Here is a 20471-nt window from a genome sequence, read left to right as displayed (position 1 = left end):
GTGGCTAAAGAAAAATTTGATCGTTCCCTACCTCACGTAAACGTTGGCACCATCGGCCACGTTGACCACGGTAAAACCACCCTGACCGCTGCTCTGACTCGCGTCTGCTCCGAAGTTTTCGGTTCGGCCGTTGTTGAGTTCGACAAGATCGACTCGGCTCCAGAAGAAAAAGCTCGTGGTATCACCATCAACACCGCGCACGTCGAGTACAACTCGAACATTCGTCACTACGCTCACGTTGACTGCCCAGGTCACGCTGACTACGTGAAGAACATGATCACCGGTGCTGCCCAGATGGACGGCGCGATCCTGGTTTGCTCGGCCGCCGATGGTCCGATGCCACAAACCCGTGAGCACATCCTGCTGTCCCGTCAGGTAGGCGTTCCGTACATCGTGGTCTTCCTGAACAAGGCTGACCTGGTAGACGACGCTGAGCTGCTGGAACTGGTTGAGATGGAAGTTCGCGACCTGCTGTCCACCTACGACTTCCCAGGCGACGACACCCCGATCATCATCGGTTCGGCTCGTATGGCGCTGGAAGGCAAAGACGACAACGAAATGGGCACCACCGCTGTCAAGAAGCTGGTTGAGACTCTGGACAGCTACATCCCAGAGCCTGAGCGCGCTATCGACAAGCCGTTCCTGATGCCAATCGAAGACGTATTCTCGATCTCGGGTCGTGGTACCGTTGTTACCGGTCGTATCGAGCGTGGTATCGTCCGCGTTCAAGACGCCCTGGAAATCGTTGGTCTGCGTGACACCACCACCACCACCTGCACCGGTGTTGAGATGTTCCGCAAGCTGCTGGACGAAGGTCGTGCTGGTGAGAACTGCGGCGTTCTGCTGCGTGGTACCAAGCGTGACGACGTTGAGCGTGGCCAGGTTCTGGTCAAGCCAGGTTCGGTCAAGCCGCACACCAAGTTCACCGCAGAAGTCTACGTTCTGTCGAAAGAAGAAGGCGGTCGTCACACTCCGTTCTTCAAAGGCTACCGTCCTCAGTTCTACTTCCGTACCACTGACGTGACCGGTAACTGCGAACTGCCAGAAGGCGTTGAAATGGTAATGCCAGGTGATAACATTCAGATGACTGTTACCCTGATCAAGACCATCGCAATGGAAGACGGCCTGCGTTTCGCCATCCGTGAAGGCGGTCGTACCGTCGGCGCTGGCGTCGTAGCCAAGATCATCGAGTAATCGATGAGCTAGGAAAAACCCCCGCTCAGCGGGGGTTTTTTTTATTCGGTTGACACCCAATGGGCCCGTCTATAGAATCACGCCTCCTTTTATCGGGCGTAGTGCGTCCGGTGGGAATAGCAGCCTGGAGTCTGAAATCCAATGCAAAATCAGCAAATCCGTATCAGGTTGAAGGCTTTTGACCATCGCCTGATCGACCAATCCACCCAGGAAATCGTGGAAACCGCGAAACGTACTGGTGCTCAAGTGCGTGGTCCAATTCCACTGCCTACCCGTAAAGAGCGGTTCACCGTTCTGGTCTCCCCGCACGTCAACAAAGACGCGCGTGACCAGTACGAGATCCGTACTCATAAGCGCGTTCTGGACATCGTCCAGCCAACGGATAAAACCGTTGATGCGCTGATGAAGCTTGATCTTGCGGCAGGTGTGGAAGTGCAGATCAGCCTCGGCTAAGACTCGGGTCTTAGTCGTGTAACGCTCTGAAATGGGCGGCCATAGCGGGTGAAAGCCCCGTACACTCATGAGGTTTACAACATGACTATTGGTGTAGTCGGTCGTAAATGCGGTATGACCCGTATTTTCACCGAAGAAGGTGTCTCCATTCCGGTCACGGTCATTGAGATCGAGCCGAATCGCGTCACCCAGTTCAAAACTGAAGAAACCGATGGCTATCGTGCAGTGCAAGTCACTGTAGGTGAGCGTCGTGCTTCGCGTGTGACTGCTGCTCAAGCAGGTCACTTCGCTAAAGCGAACGTTGCCGCTGGTCGCGGTGTCTGGGAATTCCGCCTTGAAGAAGGCGAGTACCAGGCTGGCGACTTGATCAATGCTGAAATCTTCGCTGCAGGCCAACTGGTAGACGTTACCGGTCAGTCCAAGGGTAAAGGCTTTGCCGGTACCATCAAGCGTTGGAACTTCCGCGGTCAAGACAACACCCACGGTAACTCCGTTTCCCACCGCGTCCCTGGCTCTATCGGCCAGTGCCAGACTCCTGGTCGTGTATTCAAGGGCAAAAAAATGTCCGGTCATATGGGCGCTGAGCGCGTGACCGTGCAGTCCCTGGAAGTTGTGCGCGTCGACGCTGAACGCAATCTGCTGCTCGTCAAGGGCGCTGTTCCTGGCGCTACCGGCGGCAACCTGGTTGTGCGTCCGGCAGCCAAGGCTCGCGGTTAAGGGGAAGCTGAAATGCAATTAAATGTAAATGACGCTCAAGCGATCGAAGTTTCCGAACTGACTTTCGGCGGCGAGTTCAACGAGACGCTGGTTCACCAAGCAGTCGTGGCCTACATGGCTGGCGGCCGTCAAGGTAGCAAGCAGCAGAAAACCCGTTCCGACGTTTCCGGTGGCGGCAAGCGCCCATGGCGTCAGAAAGGTACTGGCCGTGCTCGTGCCGGTACCATCCGTAGCCCAATCTGGCGCGGCGGCGGTACCACCTTTGCAGCGCGTCCTCAGGACCACTCGCAAAAGCTGAACAAGAAGATGTACCGCGCTGCCCTGCGCTCCATCCTTGCTGAGCTGGTACGTACCGATCGTCTGGTCGTGGTTCAGGACTTCGCTGTTGAAGCTCCAAAAACCAAAGACCTGCTGAACAAGCTGAATGGCATGGGTCTGACTGACGTCCTGATCGTGTCTGACGCTGTTGATCAGAACCTGTACCTGGCTGCTCGCAACCTGCCTCACGTCGACGTACGTGACGTGCAAGGTTCCGATCCAGTTAGTCTGATCGCATACGACAAGGTGTTGATCACCGTGTCGGCCGTGAAGAAATTCGAGGAGCTGCTGGGATGAACCAGGAACGCGTATTTAAAGTTCTGCTTGGCCCGCACGTTTCCGAGAAGGCTACGGTTCTGGCAGACAAAAAAGGTCAGTTCGTTTTCAAGGTTGCTACTGATGCAACCAAGCTGGAAATCAAGAAGGCCGTCGAAAGCCTGTTCAGCGTGAAAGTAGAGCGCGTGACTACCCTGAATGTTCTGGGTAAAACCAAGCGCACTGCTCGCGGTCTGGGCAAGCGTAATGACTGGAAGAAGGCAGTTATCTCCCTTCAGCCAGGCCAAGATCTCGATTTCAGCAGCAGTGCTGAGTAAGGAAGGGGTGCATCATGGCAATCGTTAAATGCAAACCGACTTCCCCTGGCCGCCGTTTTGTGGTCAAGGTGGTCAACCAGGAGCTGCACAAAGGCGCTCCTCACGCACCGCTGCTCGAGAAAAAATCGAAGTCTGGTGGTCGTAACAACAATGGCCGCATCACTACTCGTCACGTAGGTGGTGGTCACAAGCAGCATTACCGTCTGGTCGACTTTCGTCGCAACGACAAGGATGGCATCGCTGCCACCGTCGAGCGTATCGAATACGATCCAAACCGTACTGCTCACATCGCACTGCTGCTGTACGCAGACGGCGAGCGCCGCTACATCATCGCCCCTAAAGGCGTGAGTGCTGGCGACCAGCTGATCGCAGGCGCTCTGGCTCCAATCAAGCCAGGCAACTCCCTGCAACTGCGCAACATCCCAGTGGGTAGCACCGTTCACGGCATCGAACTGAAGCCGGGCAAAGGTGCTCAAATCGCTCGTTCCGCTGGTGCTTCGGCTCAGCTGATCGCTCGCGAAGGTGTCTACGTGACCCTGCGTCTGCGCTCTGGTGAAATGCGTAAAGTACTGGCTGAGTGCCGTGCGACCCTGGGCGAAGTCTCGAACTCCGAGCACAGCCTGCGTTCGCTGGGTAAAGCTGGTGCCAAACGCTGGCGTGGCGTTCGCCCAACCGTTCGTGGTGTTGCCATGAACCCGGTTGACCACCCGCATGGTGGTGGTGAAGGTCGTACCTCCGGTGGTCGTCATCCGGTATCGCCATGGGGCTTCCCGACTAAGGGTGCTAAGACTCGTGGTAATAAGCGTACCGACAAAATGATCGTCCGTCGTCGCAAGTAAATAGAGGGATACGACAGTGCCACGTTCTCTGAAAAAAGGTCCTTTTATTGATCTTCACCTACTGAAGAAGATCGAAGTGGCGGCGGAAAAGAACGATCGCAAACCAGTTAAGACCTGGTCGCGTCGTTCGATGATCCTGCCACAAATGGTCGGTCTGACCATCGCAGTACACAACGGTCGTCAGCACGTCCCAGTTCTCGTGAACGAAGACATGGTCGGCCACAAACTGGGCGAGTTCGCCGGTACCCGCACCTATCGCGGGCACGTGGCTGACAAGAAAGCCAAGCGTTAAGGGGTAAGGAAATGGAAGTAGCCGCTAAGTTGTCGGGCGCTCGAATCTCCGCCCAGAAAGCCCGCTTGGTCGCCGACCAGATCCGCGGGAAGAAGGTGGGCGAAGCGCTCAACCTGCTGGCTTTTAGCAGTAAAAAAGCCGCGGAAATCATGAAGAAAGTGCTGGAGTCGGCCGTAGCCAACGCCGAGCACAACGAAGGCGCAGACGTTGATGACCTGAAGGTCTCCACCGTTTTCGTTAACGAAGGGCGTTCGCTGAAGCGCATCATGCCTCGTGCCAAGGGCCGGGCTGATCGCATCGTCAAGCGGTCTTGCCATATCACTGTCAAGGTTGCTGACAAGTAACGGAGTCGATCAGATGGGTCAGAAAGTACATCCCATTGGCATTCGCCTGGGAATCGTCAAGGAGCACACCTCCGTCTGGTACGCAGACGGTCGGACTTATGCGGACTACTTGTTCGCAGATCTGAAGGTGCGTGAGTATCTCCAAGACAAACTAAAAAGCGCGTCCGTAAGCCGTATCGATATCCATCGTCCGGCTCAAACTGCACGCATCACCATCCACACCGCTCGTCCTGGTATCGTTATCGGGAAGAAAGGTGAAGATGTTGAGAAACTGCGTCAGGACCTGACCAAGCAGATGGGTGTGCCTGTGCACATCAATATCGAAGAAATCCGCAAGCCGGAACTCGACGGTATGCTGGTTGCCCAGAGCGTAGCTCAGCAGCTGGAGCGTCGCGTAATGTTCCGTCGCGCTATGAAGCGCGCCGTACAGAACGCCATGCGCATTGGTGCCAAAGGCATCAAAATCCAAGTGAGCGGTCGTCTCGGCGGTGCTGAAATCGCACGTACTGAATGGTATCGCGAAGGTCGTGTGCCACTGCACACCCTGCGTGCCGATATCGACTATGCCACCTACGAAGCTCACACCACTTACGGTGTGATCGGTGTGAAGGTTTGGATCTTCAAAGGCGAAGTAATTGGTGGTCGCCAAGAAGAACTGAAACCACAAGCACCAGCGCCTCGTAAAAAAGCTGCTAAGTAAGGGGTACGCCAAATGTTGCAACCTAAGCGTACGAAGTTCCGCAAGCAGATGACTGGCCACAACCGTGGTCTGGCACTGCGCGGTAGCAAAGTCAGCTTCGGCGAGTTCGCCTTGAAAGCTGTTGCCCGCGGTCGTCTCACCGCCCGTCAGATCGAGTCGGCACGTCGTGCCCTGACCCGTCACGTAAAACGTGGCGGCAAGATCTGGATCCGTGTATTCCCGGACAAGCCGATCTCCAAGAAGCCTCTCGAAGTGCGGATGGGTAAAGGTAAAGGTTCCGTCGAGTACTGGGTTGCCCAGATTCAGCCAGGCAAAGTCCTGTATGAAATCGAGGGTGTTTCTGAAGAGCTGGCGCGTGAGGCATTCGCCTTGGCAGCTGCAAAGCTGCCTCTCGCCACCTCCTTTGTTAAGCGGACGGTGATGTGATGAAAGCGAATGAACTTCGTGAGAAATCAGCACAGCAACTGAACGAGCAACTGCTCGGCTTGCTGCGCGACCAGTTCAATCTGCGCATGCAGAAAGCAACTGGCCAGTTGGGGCAGTCTCACCTGCTCTCGCAAGTGAAGCGTGACATCGCTCGCGTGAAAACTGTGCTCAACCAGCAGGCAGGTAAGTAATCATGGCTGAAGCCGAAAAAACCGTCCGTACGCTGACTGGCCGTGTCGTCAGCGACAAGATGGACAAGACCATCACCGTATTGATCGAGCGTCGCGTAAAGCACCCGATCTACGGTAAATACGTTAAGCGTTCGACTAAGCTGCACGCGCACGACGAAACCAACCAATGCCACATCGGCGACAAAGTTTCGATTCGTGAAACTCGTCCGCTGGCCAAGACTAAGTCCTGGGCACTGGTTGAAGTTCTCGAACGCGCTGTGGAAGTCTAAGGGCTAGGGGTCGGAGAAATTATATGATTCAGACTCAATCCATGCTCGATGTGGCCGATAACAGCGGCGCTCGTCGCGTTATGTGCATCAAGGTGCTGGGTGGCTCGCATCGTCGTTACGCTGGTATCGGTGACATCATCAAAGTTACCGTCAAGGAAGCAATTCCTCGCGGTAAGGTGAAGAAAGGCCAAGTGATGACTGCTGTCGTAGTCCGCACTCGCCACGGTGTTCGTCGCGCTGACGGCTCCATTATCCGCTTTGATGGCAACGCTGCTGTTCTGCTGAACAACAAGCAAGAGCCGATCGGCACCCGTATCTTTGGGCCAGTGACCCGTGAGCTTCGTTCCGAGAAGTTCATGAAGATCGTCTCGCTCGCCCCAGAAGTGCTGTAAGGAGATCCGACATGCAAAAGATTCGTCGTGACGACGAGATCATCGTGATCGCCGGCAAAGACAAAGGCAAGCGCGGTAAGGTGCTGAAGGTTCTCGCTGACGACCGTCTGGTCGTTGGTGGGATCAACCTGGTGAAGCGTCATACCAAGCCTAACCCGATGTCGGGCGTACAGGGCGGTATCGTCGAGAAAGAAGCGCCTCTGCACGCTTCCAACGTCGCCATCTTCAACGGCGAAACCAACAAGGCTGACCGCGTTGGTTTCAAAGTAGAAGAAGGCAAAAAAATTCGTGTCTTCAAGTCGACCCAAAAAGCGGTTGATGCTTGAACACTGCTAGGTAGAAGACCATGGCACGACTGAAAGAGATTTACCGGAAGGAAATCGCTCCGAAGCTTAAAGAAGAACTTAAGCTGTCGAACGTGATGGAAGTTCCGCGCGTTACCAAAATCACCCTGAACATGGGTCTGGGCGAAGCGATCGGCGACAAGAAAGTCATCGAGCACGCTGTTGCCGACATGGAAAAAATCACCGGCCAGAAGGCTGTCGTCACTTACGCTCGTAAGTCGATTGCAGGCTTCAAGGTCCGTGAGGGCTGGCCGATTGGCGTCAAGGTTACCCTGCGTCGCGATCGTATGTACGAATTCCTGGACCGCCTGCTGGCGATCTCCCTGCCTCGGGTACGCGACTTCCGCGGCCTGAATGCCAAGTCCTTCGATGGTCGTGGCAACTACAGCATGGGCGTGAAAGAGCAGATCATTTTCCCGGAAATCGATTACGACAAGATCGATGCTCTGCGCGGTCTGGACATTACCCTGACCACCACTGCTCGTTCGGATGAAGAAGGCCGCGCTCTGCTGCGTGCTTTCAACTTCCCGTTCCGCAACTGATTGGAGTAGGAAAATGGCCAAGAAGAGCATGAAGAACCGTGAGCTGAAGCGTCAGCTGACGGTAGCAAAATACGCCAAGAAGCGTGCTGAGCTGAAAGCTATCATCGTGAATCTGAACGCAAGTGACGAAGAGCGTTGGAATGCTTCCGTAGCTCTGCAGAAGCAGCCACGTGACGCAAGCGCCTCGCGCATGCGTAACCGCTGCCGCATCACTGGTCGTCCACACGGCGTTTACCGCAAGTTCGGCCTGGGCCGTAACAAGCTGCGTGAAGCAGCAATGCGCGGTGACGTACCAGGTCTGGTTAAAGCCTCCTGGTAAGCCGTACTCCCAAAGTCCTGGCGCGAGGCTGAGCAATCAGCCGACCGCCGGTGACCTTGAGATCGAATCAAGCCCCTCACGGGGCTTGATTCATTTCTGGGGTATGTCTAGAATGACCGGCTCGCCTGAGCCTGGGTTTTCGAACCGCAGTCTGCTCGGCGACGTAGTAGCCGCAAGGCTAAAATTTTTTGTAACAGGAGCGTCTAGCCCATGAGTATGCAGGACCCGTTAGCGGACATGCTAACTCGAATCCGTAATGCCCAGATGGCTGAAAAGTCCGTCGTAAGCATGCCGTCTTCTTCGTTGAAGGTAGCTGTAGCCAAAGTTCTGAAGGACGAAGGTTATATCGCGGGTTATCAGGTAAGCAGCGAAGCAAAACCGTCGCTTTCCATCGAGCTGAAGTACTTCGAAGGCCGTCCAGTCATCGAAGAAGTCAAACGCGTAAGTCGTCCAGGTCTGCGTCAGTACAAGTCCGTCGATGAGCTGCCAAAAGTTCGTGGCGGTCTCGGCGTGTCCATCGTCTCCACCAACAAAGGTGTGATGACGGATCGTGCTGCGCGCGCTGCCGGTGTCGGCGGCGAAGTTCTTTGCACAGTGTTCTAAGGGGGGATAAGCATGTCTCGCGTCGCTAAGAACCCCGTAAAGCTGCCGGCTGGTGTCGAAGTCAAATTCGTCGGCCAACAGCTTTCGGTGAAGGGTGCCAAGGGCACTCTGGAACTGAATGTTCACTCGTCCGTTGAAGTCGTTGAAGAAGCTGGTGAGCTGCGTTTCGCTGCTCGCAACGGCGACCAACAGACTCGTGCAATGGCCGGTACCACTCGTGCTCTGGTAAACAACATGGTCCAAGGCGTAAGCCAAGGCTTCGAGCGCAAGCTCCAGCTGGTCGGTGTTGGTTACAAGGCACAAGCTAAAGGCACAGTGCTGAACCTGGCTCTCGGCTTCTCGCACCCAGTGGACTACGAACTGCCGGAAGGCATCACCGCTGAGACTCCTAGCCAGACCGATATCCTGATCAAGGGCATCGACAAGCAGCTGGTGGGTCAAGTGGCCGCTGAAATCCGCGATTTCCGTCCACCAGAGCCTTACAAAGGTAAGGGTGTGCGTTACGCGGACGAAGTCGTCCGTCGTAAAGAAGCCAAGAAGAAGTAGGGCATAGCAAATGACCGACAAAAAAGTTACTCGACTGCGTCGCGCTCGCAAAGCACGCCTGAAAATGCACGAACTCGAAGTCGTGCGTCTCTGCGTGTTCCGCTCTTCGCAGCACATCTATGCCCAGGTCATCTCGGCCGACGGCAGCAAAGTCCTGGCAAGCGCCTCGACTTTGGACAAAGAACTGCGTGATGGCGCCACTGGCAACATCGACGCGGCCACTAAGGTTGGCCAGCTGGTCGCTTCGCGTGCGAAAGCCGCAGGCGTCTCGCAGGTGGCTTTCGACCGCTCTGGCTTCAAGTACCACGGCCGCGTGAAAGCGCTGGCTGATGCTGCTCGTGAAGCTGGGCTGGAGTTCTAAGTTATGTCAAATAACGACCAAAAGCGCGACGAAGGCTACATTGAGAAGCTGGTTCAAGTTAACCGCGTAGCCAAAACCGTTAAAGGCGGCCGTATCTTCACCTTCACCGCGTTGACCGTGGTTGGTGATGGCAAGGGCCGTGTAGGCTTCGGCCGTGGCAAGTCGCGTGAAGTGCCTGCTGCGATCCAGAAGGCTATGGAAGCTGCTCGTCGCAACATGATTCAAGTGGACCTGAACGGCACCACTCTGCAGTACGCCCTGAAATCCGCCCACGGCGCTTCGAAGGTCTACATGCAGCCTGCTTCGGAAGGTACCGGTATCATCGCCGGCGGCGCCATGCGTGCCGTGCTGGAAGTTGCTGGTGTTCAGAACGTCCTGGCCAAGTGCTACGGTTCGACCAACCCAGTGAACGTGGTACACGCCACCTTCAAGGGTCTGAAAACCATGCAATCCCCGTCGTCCATTGCTGCCAAGCGCGGCAAGAGCGTTGAGGAGATCGTCTGATCATGGCTACCGTTAAAGTTACGCTGATCAAAAGCATGACCGGCCGCATCCCTAACCACAAACTGTGCGTTAAGGGTCTGGGTCTGCGTCGCATCGGTCACACTGTAGAAGTCCAGGATACTCCCGAGAACCGCGGGATGATCAACAAGGCTTACTACATGCTGCGCGTTGAGGGCTAATCGATGAAACTCAATGATCTGAGTCCAGCGCCGGGTTCCCGTCGCGAGAAGCATCGTCCGGGCCGTGGTATCGGTAGCGGTTTGGGTAAGACTGGTGGCCGTGGTCACAAAGGTCAGACCTCGCGCTCCGGTGGCACCATTGCTCCAGGCTTTGAAGGCGGTCAACAGCCGCTGCACCGTCGTCTGCCGAAGTTCGGCTTCGTTTCCCTGAAAGCCATGGACCGCGCAGAAGTGCGTCTGTCCGAGCTGGCCAAAGTGGAAGGCGACGTGGTAACCGTTCAGTCCCTGAAGGATGCCAACGTGATTAACCAGAACGTTCAGCGTGTGAAAATCATGCTGTCGGGCGAAGTTACTCGCGCAGTCACCATCAAGGGCATCGCAGCCACCAAAGGTGCGCGTGCGGCTATCGAAGCAGCTGGCGGCAAGTTCGAGGAATAAATGGCTAAGCAAGGTGCTCTCTCAGCGCTAGGCAAAGGCGGGTTGTCCGAACTCTGGGCTCGTCTGCGTTTCCTGTTCCTGGCGATTATCGTCTACCGAATCGGCGCGCACATCCCAGTTCCAGGTATCAACCCGGACCGTCTGGCGGACCTGTTTCGACAGAATGAGGGGACCATTCTTAGCTTGTTCAACATGTTTTCCGGCGGCGCGCTGGAGCGTATGAGCATCTTTGCATTGGGGATCATGCCGTACATCTCGGCATCGATCATCATGCAACTGATGACCGTCGTCAGCCCGCAGCTGGAGCAGTTGAAGAAGGAAGGTGAAGCTGGCCGTCGCAAGATCAGCCAGTACACCCGCTACGGCACCGTCATCCTGGCTTTGGTTCAAGCAACTGGCATGGCCATTGGCTTGGCCAACCAGGGTGTTTCGTTCTCTGCAGGCATTAGCTTCTATTTCGTCGCAGTCGCCACCTTCGTGGCAGGTGCGATGTTCATGATGTGGCTGGGCGAGCAGATTACCGAGCGCGGTGTTGGCAACGGTATCTCGATGTTGATTTTTTCGGGTATCGTCGCCGGTCTTCCGAGAGCAGTCGGGCAGTCTTTCGAGTCTGCGCGTCAGGGTGATATCAACATTTTCGCCTTGGTAGCTGTCGGTGTGCTGGCAGTAGCGATTATCGGTTTCGTGGTGTTCATCGAGCGTGGTCAGCGTCGTATTGCTGTTCACTACGCCAAGCGTCAGCAGGGCCGCAAGGTCTTCGCTGCGCAGACGAGCCACTTGCCGCTGAAAGTGAACATGGCGGGTGTGATTCCTGCTATTTTCGCGAGCAGCATTTTGCTGTTCCCGGCTTCGCTGGGTGCCTGGTTCGGTCAGTCTGCTGGTATGGGCTGGCTGCAGGATCTCTCGCAGTCGATCGCTCCTGGTCAGCCGTTGAATATTCTGCTGTTTAGTGCAGGGATTATTTTCTTCTGCTTCTTCTATACGGCGTTGATGTTCAATCCGAAAGACGTAGCGGAAAACCTGAAGAAGTCCGGTGCCTTTATTCCGGGCATCCGTCCTGGCGAGCAGTCGGCGCGCTACATTGATGGCGTTCTGACCCGTTTGACCATGTTCGGTGCTCTCTACATGACGGCCGTCTGTCTGCTTCCCCAGTTCCTGGTGGTCGCGGCAAACGTACCGTTCTACCTTGGCGGGACCTCGTTGCTGATCGTGGTAGTGGTTGTGATGGACTTCATGTCCCAAGTACAATCGCACCTCGTTTCACACCAGTACGAATCCCTGATGAAGAAAGCCAACCTGAAGGGCTACGGCGGCAGCGGTTTGCTGCGCTGAAGACCCATAAGGTTCGAGGAGTTGGTGATGAAAGTTCGTGCATCGGTGAAAAAGCTGTGCCGCAACTGCAAAATTATTCGCCGCGAAGGTGTCGTTCGAGTAATTTGCAGCGCGGAACCACGTCACAAACAGCGCCAAGGCTGAGTGTGATCTGTGCTACAAGCCCAGCAGCTAGTGCGCTGCTGGGTTGATTATTTGTTATTACAGCGATATTATCTCGCGCCCTATTTCTTGGCTTCCGGGGCGTAGGTAGCTGTCAATTGGAGTCCCACTGAATGGCCCGTATTGCAGGCGTCAACATTCCAGATAACAAGCACACTGTTATCTCGCTGACCTACATCTATGGTGTTGGTCGTACAACTGCACAGAAGATCTGTGCAGACACTGGGGTCAACCCAGCCGCAAAGATCAAGGATCTGAGCGACGAGCAGATTGAACAGCTGCGTGGCGAAGTGGCGAAGTTCACCACTGAAGGTGATCTGCGCCGCGAAATCAACATGAAAATCAAGCGCTTGATGGATCTGGGCTGCTACCGTGGCCTGCGTCATCGTCGTGGTCTTCCAGTACGCGGTCAGCGTACCAAGACCAACGCGCGTACCCGTAAAGGTCCGCGTAAGCCGATCCGCAAGTAATCGCACCAGCGAATCGACAGGAATCTAGTCATGGCAAAACCTGCTGCTCGTCCTCGTAAAAAAGTAAAAAAGACAGTGGTTGATGGCATCGCCCACATCCACGCGTCTTTCAACAACACCATCGTGACCATTACCGATCGTCAAGGTAACGCCCTGTCCTGGGCTACCTCCGGCGGTTCGGGTTTCCGCGGTTCCCGCAAGTCCACCCCGTTCGCTGCTCAAGTAGCTGCTGAGCGTGCTGGTCAAGCTGCGCTGGAATATGGCCTGAAAAACCTCGACGTAAACGTCAAAGGTCCAGGTCCAGGTCGTGAATCCGCTGTCCGTGCTTTGAACGGCTGCGGCTACAAGATCGCCAGCATCACCGACGTGACGCCAATCCCGCATAACGGGTGCCGTCCGCCGAAGAAGCGCCGCGTGTAATTCAGGAGACGATAGATAATGGCTCGTTACATTGGTCCAAAATGCAAACTGGCTCGTCGTGAAGGCACTGACCTGTTCCTGAAAAGTGGCGTTCGCGCTCTGGAATCGAAGTGCAATATCGAAGCAGCCCCAGGTATCCACGGCCAGCGCCGCGGTCGCCAGTCCGACTACGGCACCCAACTGCGTGAAAAGCAGAAGGTCCGTCGTATTTACGGCGTTCTCGAGCGTCAGTTCAGCGGTTACTACAAAGAAGCAGCCGGCAAGAAAGGCGCTACTGGTGAGAACCTGCTGCAACTGCTCGAATGCCGTCTGGACAACGTCGTTTACCGTATGGGCTTCGGTGCTACCCGTGCCGAGTCCCGCCAGCTGGTTTCGCACAAAGCGATCAGCGTTAATGGCAAGACTGTAAACGTCCCGTCCTACCAGGTTCGTCAGGGTGACGTGGTCGCGGTTCGCGAGAAATCGAAGAACCAGCTGCGCATCGTTCAGGCCCTTGAGCTGTGCGCCCAGCGTGGCCGCGTTGAGTGGGTAGACGTTGACACTGAGAAGAAATCGGGCGTTTTCAAGAACGTTCCTGCTCGCAGTGATCTGTCCGCCGACATCAACGAAAGCCTGATTGTCGAGCTCTACTCCAAGTAAGGGCTAGAAAATAGGTGCATCCATGCAGATTTCGGTAAATGAGTTCCTGACGCCCCGCCACATTGATGTGCAGGTCGTCAGTCCAACCCGCGCTAAAATTACGCTCGAGCCTCTCGAGCGTGGTTTCGGCCATACCCTGGGCAACGCGCTGCGCCGCATCCTGTTGTCCTCAATGCCCGGCTGTGCAGTAGTCGAGGCCGAGATTGACGGTGTGCTCCACGAGTACAGCGCCATCGAAGGTGTACAGGAAGACGTAATCGAAATCCTGTTGAACCTGAAAGGTCTGGCTATCAAGCTGCACGGTCGTGACGAAGTTACGCTGACCTTGTCGAAGAAGGGTTCGGGGGTGGTTACCGCTGCCGATATTCAGCTGGATCATGATGTCGAGATCGTTAACCCCGATCACGTAATCGCCAACCTGGCGTCTAACGGCGCCTTGAACATGAAGCTCGTTGTAGCTCGTGGTCGTGGTTATGAACCGGCCGATTCGCGTCAGAGCGATGAAGACGAAAGCCGCAGCATTGGTCGCTTGCAGCTGGACTCCTCGTTCAGCCCGGTTCGCCGTATCGCATACGTGGTGGAAAACGCCCGTGTCGAACAGCGTACCAACCTGGACAAGCTGGTAATTGATCTGGAAACCAACGGTACCCTGGATCCTGAAGAGGCTATCCGTCGCGCCGCAACCATCCTGCAACAGCAGCTGGCTGCGTTCGTGGACCTCAAAGGTGACAGCGAACCTGTTGTAATCGAGCAAGAAGATGAGATCGACCCGATCCTGCTTCGCCCGGTTGACGATCTGGAACTGACTGTACGTTCGGCTAACTGCCTTAAGGCGGAAAACATTTACTACATCGGCGACCTGATTCAGCGTACCGAAGTAGAACTGTTGAAGACTCCGAACCTGGGCAAGAAATCCTTGACTGAAATCAAGGACGTTCTGGCCTCCCGCGGTCTGTCCCTCGGCATGCGCCTCGACAACTGGCCGCCTGCAAGTCTTAAGAAGGACGACAAGGCGACTGCCTGATCGTCGTAATCACCGAACGTAAGTTTGGTAAGGAATGAACCATGCGTCATCGTAAAAGTGGACGTCACCTGAGCCGTACCAGCTCTCACCGCAAGGCTATGTTCCAGAACATGGCGGTGTCGCTGTTCGAGCACGAGCTGATCAAGACTACCCTGCCGAAAGCCAAGGAACTGCGCCGCGTTGCCGAGCCGCTGATCACCCTGGCCAAGGTAGACAGCGTTGCTAACCGCCGTCTGGCTTTCGACCGTACTCGTTCGAAAGAAATGGTTGGCAAACTGTTCAACGACCTGGGCAAGCGCTACGCCACCCGTGAAGGCGGCTACCTGCGCATCCTGAAGTGCGGTTTCCGCGCTGGCGACAACGCTCCTATGGCGTACGTCGAGCTGGTCGATCGTCCTGTCGGCGGCGCTGTAGAAGCTGCTGAGTAAGACGAAAAAGCTGTTCAAGAAAACCGGGCCTAGTGCCCGGTTTTTTTGTGCCCGTCTATTACTCGTTCGCGAGACATTGCGAAAATCTATCGAGCACAAAAGATCTATAAATTAGATGTTGTAACCCCTCTAAATGATACTGACCACCGAAGCCGATTAGCCCGGTCATATCAGGTCTGACAGAGGAAGACACAGCATGAGCCAGAGCAAGATTCTCACCACCGCCAGCGGCGCCCCCGTAGCCGACAACCAGAATTCGCGTTCCGCCGGTCCCCGTGGGCCTTTGCTGCTGGACGACTTCCACCTGATCGAAAAGCTCGCGCACTTCAACCGCGAGAACATCCCTGAGCGCCGCGTGCACGCCAAGGGTTCGGGCGCCTACGGCACCTTCACCGTGACCCGCGACATCACTGACCTGACCTGCGCCAAGCTGTTCTCGGACGTGGGCAAGCAGACTCCGACCTTTCTGCGCTTTTCTACCGTGGGTGGCGAGCGTGGTTCGGCCGACACCGAGCGCGACCCACGCGGCTTCGCCCTCAAGTTCTACACCGAGGAAGGCAACTGGGACATCGTCGGCAACAACACGCCGGTGTTCTTCATCCGCGATCCGCTGAAGTTTCCCGACTTTATCCACACCCAGAAGCGCCTGCCGCAAAGCAACCTGAAAAGCGCCCAGGCCATGTGGGATTTCTGGTCGCACTCGCCGGAAGCGCTGCACCAGGTCACCATTCTGTTCTCCGACCGCGGCATCCCGGACGGCTACCGCTTCATGCACGGCTTCGGCAGCCACACCTACAGCCTGATCAACGCCAAAGGTGAGCGCCACTGGGTCAAGTGGCACTACAAGAGCGTACAGGGCATCAAGAACCTGGCCCCGGCCGACGCTGCGCGCATCGCCGGCACCGACCCGGACTACGCCCAGCGTGACCTGTTCGAAGCCATCGAGCGCGGTGAGTACCCGCAATGGCGCGTGTGCATTCAGGTCATGACCGAGGCCCAGGCCAACGCGCATCGGGAGAACCCCTTCGACGTGACCAAGACCTGGTCGCAGAAGGAGTTCCCGCTGATCGAGGTGGGCCTGCTGGAGCTCAACCGCAACCCGCAGAACTACTTCGCCGAAGTCGAGCAGGCGGCGTTCGGGCCGAGCAACATGGTGCCGGGTGTGGGGTTGTCGCCGGACCGCATGCTGCAAGGCCGCGTGTTTGCCTACGCCGATGCGCACCGCTACCGCGTAGGCACCAACCACCAGCAGTTGCCGGTGAACGCGCCACGCAGCCCGGTGAACTCGTACCAGCGTGATGGCTCTATGGCGTTTGGCAGCAACGGTGGCGCGGCGCCGAACTACGAGCCCAACAGCTACAGCAATGCGCCCAAACAGGCGCCACAATACGCCGAACCGTCGCTGGCCTTGAGCGGCGCAGCAGACCGCTACGATCACCGCACTGACGGCGACTACTTCAGCCAGGCCGGCGCGCTGTTCCGTTTGATGAACGAAGCGCAGCAAGCCTTGCTGATCGACAACATCGCTAACGCAATGAGTGGCGTTTCCGGCGACGTGATCGAGCGTCAGTTGCCGTACTTCTACCAGGCTGACCCGGCCTACGGCGAGGGTGTTGCCCGCGCGTTGGAAGCAAAACGCGGCTAAGTCGAAATGCTAAGGAGAACCGCCCTCATTTGGGCGGTTTTTCGCTGCCAATCATCTGGTTTTCTCTGCTTTTTTGCGATTTTTCAGCTTTCTCTCCGTGACGTTCGCTCGGCCTTGGTTCAAACTATCCACTTTCAAGCAAGGAGATGTAGGGCGATGCAAGGGCACCCGGACGTAATCGATTATCTGAACACGCTGCTGACCGGCGAGCTGGCTGCGCGTGATCAGTATTTCATCCACTCGCGGATGTACGAGGACTGGGGTTTCAGCAAGCTTTACGAGCGCATCAACCACGAGATGGAAGAAGAGGCAGGTCATGCCGACGCCTTGATGCGCCGCATCCTGATGCTCGAGGGCACGCCACGCATGCGCCCCGACGACCTGGACATCGGCACCGACGTACCGAGCATGTTCGAAGCTGACCTGCGCCTGGAGTACAAGGTGCGCGCTGCGCTGTGCAAGGGCATCGCCCTGTGCGAGCAGCACAAGGACTACGTCACCCGCGACATCCTGCGCCTGCAGCTGTCCGACACCGAGGAAGATCACACCTACTGGCTGGAGAAGCAGTTGGGCCTGATCAAGTCGATCGGCTTGCAGAACTACCTGCAGTCGCAGTTCTAAGCGACGCGGCATGAAAAAGCCCCGCCATCTCACGATGGCGGGGCTTTTTCGTTTTGTGGAGGGCTTTGACGCGGCCTGCGGCCGCTGCTACGGGGAGCTGGGCCGGCCATTCGGTTCCGCCCGCGAAAAGGGCACCGCGTTGAATCAATAATACGCGGTGGTCCTTTCGCGATGCAGCAGCGGCCGCAGGCCGCGTCAGCAGGTTTACGCGCGGTCACGCTCAAGCAATGGCTTGAGGTAGTGCCCAGTGTAGGACTGCTTCATCTCCGCCACCTGCTCCGGGGTGCCACAGCCGATGATCATGCCGCCCTTGGAGCCGCCTTCCGGCCCCAGGTCGACGATCCAGTCGGCGGTCTTGATCACGTCCAGGTTGTGCTCGATCACCACCACGGTGTTGCCGTGGTCGCGCAGGCGGTGCAGCACGTCCAGCAGCTGCTGGATGTCGGCGAAGTGCAGGCCGGTGGTGGGCTCGTCGAGGATGTACAGGGTCTTGCCGGTGTCGCGCTTGGACAGCTCGCGGGACAGCTTGACCCGTTGCGCCTCGCCGCCCGACAAGGTCGTCGCCGACTGGCCCAGCTTGATGTAGGAAAGCCCCACGTCCATCAGCGTCTGCAGTTTGCGCGCCAGGGCCGGCACGGCATCGAAGAACTCGCGGGCTTCCTCGATGGTCATTTCCAGCACCTCGTGGATGCTCTTGCCCTTGTACTTGATCTCCAGGGTCTCGCGGTTGTAGCGCTTGCTCTTGCACACGTCGCACGGCACGTAGATGTCGGGCAGGAAGTGCATCTCCACCTTGATCAGGCCGTCGCCCTGGCACGCCTCGCAGCGGCCGCCCTTGACGTTGAACGAGAAGCGCCCCGGGCCGTAGCCGCGCGAGCGCGATTCCGGCACGCCGGCGAACAGCTCGCGGATCGGCGTGAACAGTCCGGTGTAGGTCGCCGGGTTGGAGCGTGGCGTGCGGCCGATGGGGCTCTGGTCGATGTCCACCACCTTGTCCAGGTGCTGCAGGCCGTCGCAGCTGTCATGGGCCGCGGCTTCCAGGGTGGTGGCGCCGTTCAGGGCGGTGGCGCTGAGCGGGAACAGGGTGTTGTTGATCAGCGTCGACTTGCCCGAGCCGGACACACCGGTGACGCAGGTCAGCAAGCCGATGGGGATTTCCAGGTCGACGTTGCGCAGGTTGTTGCCGCGGGCGCCCTTGAGGGTCAGTTGCAGCTTCTTGTTGCGCGGCGTGCGCTCGGCCGGCACCGCGATCTTCACGCGGCCCGACAGGTATTTGCCGGTCAGCGAGTCGGGGTGGTCCATGACCTCCTGGGCGGTGCCCTCGGCGACGATGTTACCGCCGTGCACGCCGGCGCCCGGGCCGATGTCCACCACGTAGTCGGCCAGGCGAATGGCGTCTTCGTCGTGCTCGACCACGATCACCGTGTTGCCGATGTCGCGCAGGTGCTTGAGGGTGCCCAGCAGGCGGTCGTTGTCGCGTTGGTGCAGGCCGATGGACGGCTCGTCGAGGATGTACATCACCCCCACCAGGCCGGCGCCGATCTGGCTGGCCAGGCGGATGCGCTGGGCCTCGCCGCCGGACAGGGTGTCGGCGCTGCGGTCCAGGGTCAGATAGTCCAGCCCCACGTTGACCAGGAACTGCAGGCGCTCGCGGATCTCCTTGAGGATCTTGTCGGCGATCTCGCCACGGCGGCCGGTCAGGCTCAGGCCTTCGAAGTAGTCGGTGGCGTCGCCGATCGGCAGGCCGGTGACGGCCGGCAGGGTCTTCTCGCCCACCCACACGTGCCGCGCTTCACGGCGCAGGCGCGTGCCGCGGCAGTCCGGGCAGGGCTGGGTGCTGAGGAACTTGGCCAGCTCTTCGCGCACGGTGGCCGACTCGGTCTCGCGGTAGCGGCGTTCCAGGTTCGGCACGATGCCTTCGAACGGGTGCGAGCGCTTGACGATGTCGCCGCGGTCGTTGAGGTATTTGAAGTCGACGTTCTGGGTGCCGCTGCCGTGCAGCAGGATCTTCTGTTTGTCGGCGGGCAGGTCGTTGAACGGTTTTTCCAGGCTGAACTTGTAGTGCGAGGCCAGCGAGCCCAGCATCTGGAAGTAGTAGACGTTGCGCCGGTCCCAGCCGCGTATGGCGCCCTCGGCCAGAGTCAACTCGCCGTTCACCAGGCGCTTGGCGTCGAAGAACTGCTTCACGCCCAGGCCGTCGCAGGTCGGGCAGGCGCCGGCCGGGTTGTTGAAGGAGAACAGCTTGGGTTCAAGCTCGCTGATGGCGTGGCCGCAGATGGGGCAGGCGAAGCGCGCCGAGAAGATCATCTCCTCAAACGGCTCCTCGTCCATGGATGCCACCAGGGCGATGCCGTCGGCCAGCTTCAGCGCGGTCTCGAACGACTCGGCCAGGCGCTGTTGCAGGTCTTCGCGGACCTTGAAGCGGTCCACCACCACCTCGATGGTGTGCTTCTTCTGCTTGTCCAGCTTGGGCAGTTCATCCAGCTCGTGCAGGCGGCCGTTGATGCGCGCACGGACGAAGCCCTGGGCGCGCAGCTCCTCGAAGATAGCCAGGTGTTCGCCCTTGCGCTCGCGAATCACCGGCGCCAGCAGCATCAGCTTGCTGCCTTCGGGCTGGGCCAGTACCAGGTCGACCATCTGGCTGACGGTCTGGGCTTCCAGGGGGATGTCGTGGTCCGGGCAACGCGGCGTACCCACGCGTGCATACAGCAGGCGCAGGTAGTCGTAGATCTCGGTGATGGTGCCGACCGTGGAGCGCGGGTTGTGGGAGGTCGACTTCTGCTCGATGGAGATGGCCGGCGACAGGCCTTCGATGGTGTCGACGTCGGGCTTTTCCATCATCGACAGGAACTGCCGCGCGTAGGCCGACAGCGACTCCACGTAGCGGCGCTGGCCTTCGGCGTACAGCGTGTCGAACGCCAGCGATGACTTGCCGGAGCCGGACAGCCCGGTGATGACGATCAGCTTGTCCCGTGGCAGGGTCAGGTCGATGTTCTTCAGGTTGTGGGTTCGAGCCCCACGAATCAGGATCTTGTCCAAGAGTGGCCTCGCACGGCGGGCGTAAACACAGGAGTATAAAGCCAAATACTGGATGGATGCACACTATCGGATGACATCCCTGATGCCATACATGACAACTGCGCGGCAAAGCGTCGCCATATACCCC

33 protein-coding genes are annotated in these 20471 nt (G+C 57.7%); 32 read left to right on the top strand and 1 reads right to left on the bottom strand.

Annotation, left to right across the window (positions count from 1 at the left end; genetic code table 11):
* From tuf to AC0J42_RS27705, 32 genes are all read left to right on the top strand, one after another.
* Positions 1–1194, top strand: a complete 1194-nt coding sequence (tuf, locus tag AC0J42_RS27860) for an elongation factor Tu (RefSeq protein WP_010220303.1) — start codon at positions 1–3, stop codon at positions 1192–1194.
* A gap of 141 nt (positions 1195–1335) precedes the next feature.
* Complete coding sequence (rpsJ, locus tag AC0J42_RS27855; RefSeq protein ID WP_003186070.1) at positions 1336–1647, top strand: 30S ribosomal protein S10; 312 nt, start codon at positions 1336–1338, stop codon at positions 1645–1647.
* Between the two features lie 81 nt (positions 1648–1728).
* Positions 1729–2364, top strand: a complete 636-nt coding sequence (gene rplC / locus AC0J42_RS27850; RefSeq protein WP_007924205.1) for a 50S ribosomal protein L3 — start codon at positions 1729–1731, stop codon at positions 2362–2364.
* Positions 2365–2376: 12 nt separating this feature from the next.
* Positions 2377–2979 carry a 50S ribosomal protein L4 gene (rplD, locus tag AC0J42_RS27845; protein WP_008374167.1) on the top strand — a complete coding sequence of 201 codons (603 nt, stop codon included), beginning with the start codon at positions 2377–2379 and terminating at the stop codon, positions 2977–2979.
* Entirely contained in the window at positions 2976–3275 is a 300-nt protein-coding gene (gene rplW / locus AC0J42_RS27840; RefSeq protein WP_008374165.1) for a 50S ribosomal protein L23, read from the top strand. The genes rplD and rplW overlap by 4 nt, the downstream gene beginning before the upstream one ends.
* Before the next feature lie 14 nt (positions 3276–3289).
* A complete protein-coding gene (gene rplB / locus AC0J42_RS27835; protein ID WP_416427122.1) occupies positions 3290–4114 on the top strand; it encodes a 50S ribosomal protein L2 in 825 nt (274 codons plus the stop codon).
* 16 nt (positions 4115–4130) lie between these two features.
* Complete coding sequence (rpsS, locus tag AC0J42_RS27830) at positions 4131–4406, top strand: 30S ribosomal protein S19 (protein WP_002555486.1); 276 nt, start codon at positions 4131–4133, stop codon at positions 4404–4406.
* 11 nt (positions 4407–4417) lie between these two features.
* Positions 4418–4750: a 50S ribosomal protein L22 gene (gene rplV / locus AC0J42_RS27825; RefSeq protein ID WP_003103908.1), complete on the top strand. Its 333-nt coding sequence runs from the start codon at positions 4418–4420 to the stop codon at positions 4748–4750.
* A 13-nt stretch (positions 4751–4763) separates the two neighbouring features.
* Entirely contained in the window at positions 4764–5450 is a 687-nt protein-coding gene (gene rpsC / locus AC0J42_RS27820; protein WP_027982006.1) for a 30S ribosomal protein S3, read from the top strand.
* A gap of 12 nt (positions 5451–5462) precedes the next feature.
* Positions 5463–5876: a 50S ribosomal protein L16 gene (gene rplP, locus AC0J42_RS27815; protein WP_003255479.1), complete on the top strand. Its 414-nt coding sequence runs from the start codon at positions 5463–5465 to the stop codon at positions 5874–5876.
* On the top strand, positions 5876–6067 hold the full coding sequence (gene rpmC / locus AC0J42_RS27810) for a 50S ribosomal protein L29 (RefSeq protein ID WP_002555481.1): 192 nt from the start codon (positions 5876–5878) through the stop codon (positions 6065–6067). Before rplP ends, rpmC begins: the two co-directional genes overlap by 1 nt.
* Before the next feature lie 2 nt (positions 6068–6069).
* A complete protein-coding gene (gene rpsQ, locus AC0J42_RS27805; RefSeq protein WP_008374160.1) occupies positions 6070–6336 on the top strand; it encodes a 30S ribosomal protein S17 in 267 nt (88 codons plus the stop codon).
* Between the two features lie 23 nt (positions 6337–6359).
* Positions 6360–6728, top strand: coding sequence for a 50S ribosomal protein L14 (rplN, locus tag AC0J42_RS27800; protein ID WP_003243907.1), 369 nt, complete (start codon positions 6360–6362; stop codon positions 6726–6728).
* A gap of 11 nt (positions 6729–6739) precedes the next feature.
* On the top strand, positions 6740–7054 hold the full coding sequence (gene rplX, locus AC0J42_RS27795; protein ID WP_008374158.1) for a 50S ribosomal protein L24: 315 nt from the start codon (positions 6740–6742) through the stop codon (positions 7052–7054).
* Positions 7055–7074: 20 nt separating this feature from the next.
* Entirely contained in the window at positions 7075–7614 is a 540-nt protein-coding gene (gene rplE, locus AC0J42_RS27790) for a 50S ribosomal protein L5 (protein ID WP_416427121.1), read from the top strand.
* A 13-nt stretch (positions 7615–7627) separates the two neighbouring features.
* A complete protein-coding gene (gene rpsN, locus AC0J42_RS27785; RefSeq protein WP_416427120.1) occupies positions 7628–7933 on the top strand; it encodes a 30S ribosomal protein S14 in 306 nt (101 codons plus the stop codon).
* A gap of 210 nt (positions 7934–8143) precedes the next feature.
* A complete protein-coding gene (rpsH, locus tag AC0J42_RS27780) occupies positions 8144–8536 on the top strand; it encodes a 30S ribosomal protein S8 (RefSeq protein ID WP_416427119.1) in 393 nt (130 codons plus the stop codon).
* A gap of 12 nt (positions 8537–8548) precedes the next feature.
* On the top strand, positions 8549–9082 hold the full coding sequence (gene rplF / locus AC0J42_RS27775) for a 50S ribosomal protein L6 (protein WP_043861928.1): 534 nt from the start codon (positions 8549–8551) through the stop codon (positions 9080–9082).
* A 10-nt stretch (positions 9083–9092) separates the two neighbouring features.
* On the top strand, positions 9093–9443 hold the full coding sequence (gene rplR / locus AC0J42_RS27770; protein ID WP_008374147.1) for a 50S ribosomal protein L18: 351 nt from the start codon (positions 9093–9095) through the stop codon (positions 9441–9443).
* A gap of 3 nt (positions 9444–9446) precedes the next feature.
* Positions 9447–9947, top strand: coding sequence for a 30S ribosomal protein S5 (gene rpsE, locus AC0J42_RS27765; protein ID WP_416427118.1), 501 nt, complete (start codon positions 9447–9449; stop codon positions 9945–9947).
* Positions 9948–9949: 2 nt separating this feature from the next.
* Complete coding sequence (rpmD, locus tag AC0J42_RS27760) at positions 9950–10126, top strand: 50S ribosomal protein L30 (protein ID WP_003176408.1); 177 nt, start codon at positions 9950–9952, stop codon at positions 10124–10126.
* A 3-nt stretch (positions 10127–10129) separates the two neighbouring features.
* Complete coding sequence (gene rplO / locus AC0J42_RS27755; protein ID WP_010220318.1) at positions 10130–10564, top strand: 50S ribosomal protein L15; 435 nt, start codon at positions 10130–10132, stop codon at positions 10562–10564.
* Positions 10565–11896: a preprotein translocase subunit SecY gene (gene secY / locus AC0J42_RS27750; RefSeq protein ID WP_416427117.1), complete on the top strand. Its 1332-nt coding sequence runs from the start codon at positions 10565–10567 to the stop codon at positions 11894–11896.
* Between the two features lie 27 nt (positions 11897–11923).
* Positions 11924–12040 (top strand): 50S ribosomal protein L36, encoded by a 117-nt coding sequence (gene rpmJ / locus AC0J42_RS27745; protein ID WP_002555468.1) that lies wholly within the window; start codon positions 11924–11926, stop codon positions 12038–12040.
* A 131-nt stretch (positions 12041–12171) separates the two neighbouring features.
* On the top strand, positions 12172–12528 hold the full coding sequence (gene rpsM, locus AC0J42_RS27740) for a 30S ribosomal protein S13 (RefSeq protein WP_008374135.1): 357 nt from the start codon (positions 12172–12174) through the stop codon (positions 12526–12528).
* Between the two features lie 30 nt (positions 12529–12558).
* On the top strand, positions 12559–12948 hold the full coding sequence (gene rpsK, locus AC0J42_RS27735; protein ID WP_002555466.1) for a 30S ribosomal protein S11: 390 nt from the start codon (positions 12559–12561) through the stop codon (positions 12946–12948).
* An 18-nt stretch (positions 12949–12966) separates the two neighbouring features.
* Entirely contained in the window at positions 12967–13587 is a 621-nt protein-coding gene (gene rpsD / locus AC0J42_RS27730) for a 30S ribosomal protein S4 (RefSeq protein ID WP_008374133.1), read from the top strand.
* 22 nt (positions 13588–13609) lie between these two features.
* Positions 13610–14611 (top strand): DNA-directed RNA polymerase subunit alpha, encoded by a 1002-nt coding sequence (locus AC0J42_RS27725; protein ID WP_007924176.1) that lies wholly within the window; start codon positions 13610–13612, stop codon positions 14609–14611.
* A gap of 41 nt (positions 14612–14652) precedes the next feature.
* Positions 14653–15039, top strand: coding sequence for a 50S ribosomal protein L17 (rplQ, locus tag AC0J42_RS27720; protein WP_158154260.1), 387 nt, complete (start codon positions 14653–14655; stop codon positions 15037–15039).
* A 196-nt stretch (positions 15040–15235) separates the two neighbouring features.
* On the top strand, positions 15236–16684 hold the full coding sequence (locus tag AC0J42_RS27715; RefSeq protein ID WP_473004644.1) for a catalase: 1449 nt from the start codon (positions 15236–15238) through the stop codon (positions 16682–16684).
* A gap of 156 nt (positions 16685–16840) precedes the next feature.
* Positions 16841–17305, top strand: a complete 465-nt coding sequence (gene bfr / locus AC0J42_RS27710) for a bacterioferritin (protein ID WP_416427115.1) — start codon at positions 16841–16843, stop codon at positions 17303–17305.
* A gap of 10 nt (positions 17306–17315) precedes the next feature.
* Entirely contained in the window at positions 17316–17456 is a 141-nt protein-coding gene (locus AC0J42_RS27705; RefSeq protein WP_473004643.1) for a hypothetical protein, read from the top strand.
* 53 nt (positions 17457–17509) lie between these two features.
* Here the strand turns inward: AC0J42_RS27705 and uvrA are convergent, their stop codons facing one another.
* Positions 17510–20344, bottom strand: coding sequence for an excinuclease ABC subunit UvrA (uvrA, locus tag AC0J42_RS27700; protein WP_473004642.1), 2835 nt, complete (start codon positions 20342–20344; stop codon positions 17510–17512).
* Between the last annotated feature and the right edge of the window lie 127 nt (positions 20345–20471).

The sequence above is a fragment of the Pseudomonas sp. Tav-5-1A genome (assembly GCF_055755055.1).
This window is presented reverse-complemented; position numbering and strand designations above follow the sequence as displayed.

What these genes read in the sequence shown, in the direction of transcription:
- rpsJ (WP_003186070.1), top strand. Translation starts at nt 1,336, where the DNA reads ATGCAAAATCAGCAAATCCGTATCAGGTTGAAGGCTTTTGACCATCGC.
- rplC (WP_007924205.1), top strand. Translation starts at nt 1,729, where the DNA reads ATGACTATTGGTGTAGTCGGTCGTAAATGCGGTATGACCCGTATTTTC.
- rplD (WP_008374167.1), top strand. Translation starts at nt 2,377, where the DNA reads ATGCAATTAAATGTAAATGACGCTCAAGCGATCGAAGTTTCCGAACTG.
- rplW (WP_008374165.1), top strand. Translation starts at nt 2,976, where the DNA reads ATGAACCAGGAACGCGTATTTAAAGTTCTGCTTGGCCCGCACGTTTCC.
- rplB (WP_416427122.1), top strand. Translation starts at nt 3,290, where the DNA reads ATGGCAATCGTTAAATGCAAACCGACTTCCCCTGGCCGCCGTTTTGTG.
- rplV (WP_003103908.1), top strand. Translation starts at nt 4,418, where the DNA reads ATGGAAGTAGCCGCTAAGTTGTCGGGCGCTCGAATCTCCGCCCAGAAA.
- rpsC (WP_027982006.1), top strand. Translation starts at nt 4,764, where the DNA reads ATGGGTCAGAAAGTACATCCCATTGGCATTCGCCTGGGAATCGTCAAG.
- rplP (WP_003255479.1), top strand. Translation starts at nt 5,463, where the DNA reads ATGTTGCAACCTAAGCGTACGAAGTTCCGCAAGCAGATGACTGGCCAC.
- rpmC (WP_002555481.1), top strand. Translation starts at nt 5,876, where the DNA reads ATGAAAGCGAATGAACTTCGTGAGAAATCAGCACAGCAACTGAACGAG.
- rpsQ (WP_008374160.1), top strand. Translation starts at nt 6,070, where the DNA reads ATGGCTGAAGCCGAAAAAACCGTCCGTACGCTGACTGGCCGTGTCGTC.
- rplN (WP_003243907.1), top strand. Translation starts at nt 6,360, where the DNA reads ATGATTCAGACTCAATCCATGCTCGATGTGGCCGATAACAGCGGCGCT.
- rplX (WP_008374158.1), top strand. Translation starts at nt 6,740, where the DNA reads ATGCAAAAGATTCGTCGTGACGACGAGATCATCGTGATCGCCGGCAAA.
- rplE (WP_416427121.1), top strand. Translation starts at nt 7,075, where the DNA reads ATGGCACGACTGAAAGAGATTTACCGGAAGGAAATCGCTCCGAAGCTT.
- rpsN (WP_416427120.1), top strand. Translation starts at nt 7,628, where the DNA reads ATGGCCAAGAAGAGCATGAAGAACCGTGAGCTGAAGCGTCAGCTGACG.
- rpsH (WP_416427119.1), top strand. Translation starts at nt 8,144, where the DNA reads ATGAGTATGCAGGACCCGTTAGCGGACATGCTAACTCGAATCCGTAAT.
- rplF (WP_043861928.1), top strand. Translation starts at nt 8,549, where the DNA reads ATGTCTCGCGTCGCTAAGAACCCCGTAAAGCTGCCGGCTGGTGTCGAA.
- rplR (WP_008374147.1), top strand. Translation starts at nt 9,093, where the DNA reads ATGACCGACAAAAAAGTTACTCGACTGCGTCGCGCTCGCAAAGCACGC.
- rpsE (WP_416427118.1), top strand. Translation starts at nt 9,447, where the DNA reads ATGTCAAATAACGACCAAAAGCGCGACGAAGGCTACATTGAGAAGCTG.
- rpmD (WP_003176408.1), top strand. Translation starts at nt 9,950, where the DNA reads ATGGCTACCGTTAAAGTTACGCTGATCAAAAGCATGACCGGCCGCATC.
- rplO (WP_010220318.1), top strand. Translation starts at nt 10,130, where the DNA reads ATGAAACTCAATGATCTGAGTCCAGCGCCGGGTTCCCGTCGCGAGAAG.
- secY (WP_416427117.1), top strand. Translation starts at nt 10,565, where the DNA reads ATGGCTAAGCAAGGTGCTCTCTCAGCGCTAGGCAAAGGCGGGTTGTCC.
- rpmJ (WP_002555468.1), top strand. Translation starts at nt 11,924, where the DNA reads ATGAAAGTTCGTGCATCGGTGAAAAAGCTGTGCCGCAACTGCAAAATT.
- rpsM (WP_008374135.1), top strand. Translation starts at nt 12,172, where the DNA reads ATGGCCCGTATTGCAGGCGTCAACATTCCAGATAACAAGCACACTGTT.
- rpsK (WP_002555466.1), top strand. Translation starts at nt 12,559, where the DNA reads ATGGCAAAACCTGCTGCTCGTCCTCGTAAAAAAGTAAAAAAGACAGTG.
- rpsD (WP_008374133.1), top strand. Translation starts at nt 12,967, where the DNA reads ATGGCTCGTTACATTGGTCCAAAATGCAAACTGGCTCGTCGTGAAGGC.
- AC0J42_RS27725 (WP_007924176.1), top strand. Translation starts at nt 13,610, where the DNA reads ATGCAGATTTCGGTAAATGAGTTCCTGACGCCCCGCCACATTGATGTG.
- rplQ (WP_158154260.1), top strand. Translation starts at nt 14,653, where the DNA reads ATGCGTCATCGTAAAAGTGGACGTCACCTGAGCCGTACCAGCTCTCAC.
- AC0J42_RS27715 (WP_473004644.1), top strand. Translation starts at nt 15,236, where the DNA reads ATGAGCCAGAGCAAGATTCTCACCACCGCCAGCGGCGCCCCCGTAGCC.
- bfr (WP_416427115.1), top strand. Translation starts at nt 16,841, where the DNA reads ATGCAAGGGCACCCGGACGTAATCGATTATCTGAACACGCTGCTGACC.
- AC0J42_RS27705 (WP_473004643.1), top strand. Translation starts at nt 17,316, where the DNA reads ATGAAAAAGCCCCGCCATCTCACGATGGCGGGGCTTTTTCGTTTTGTG.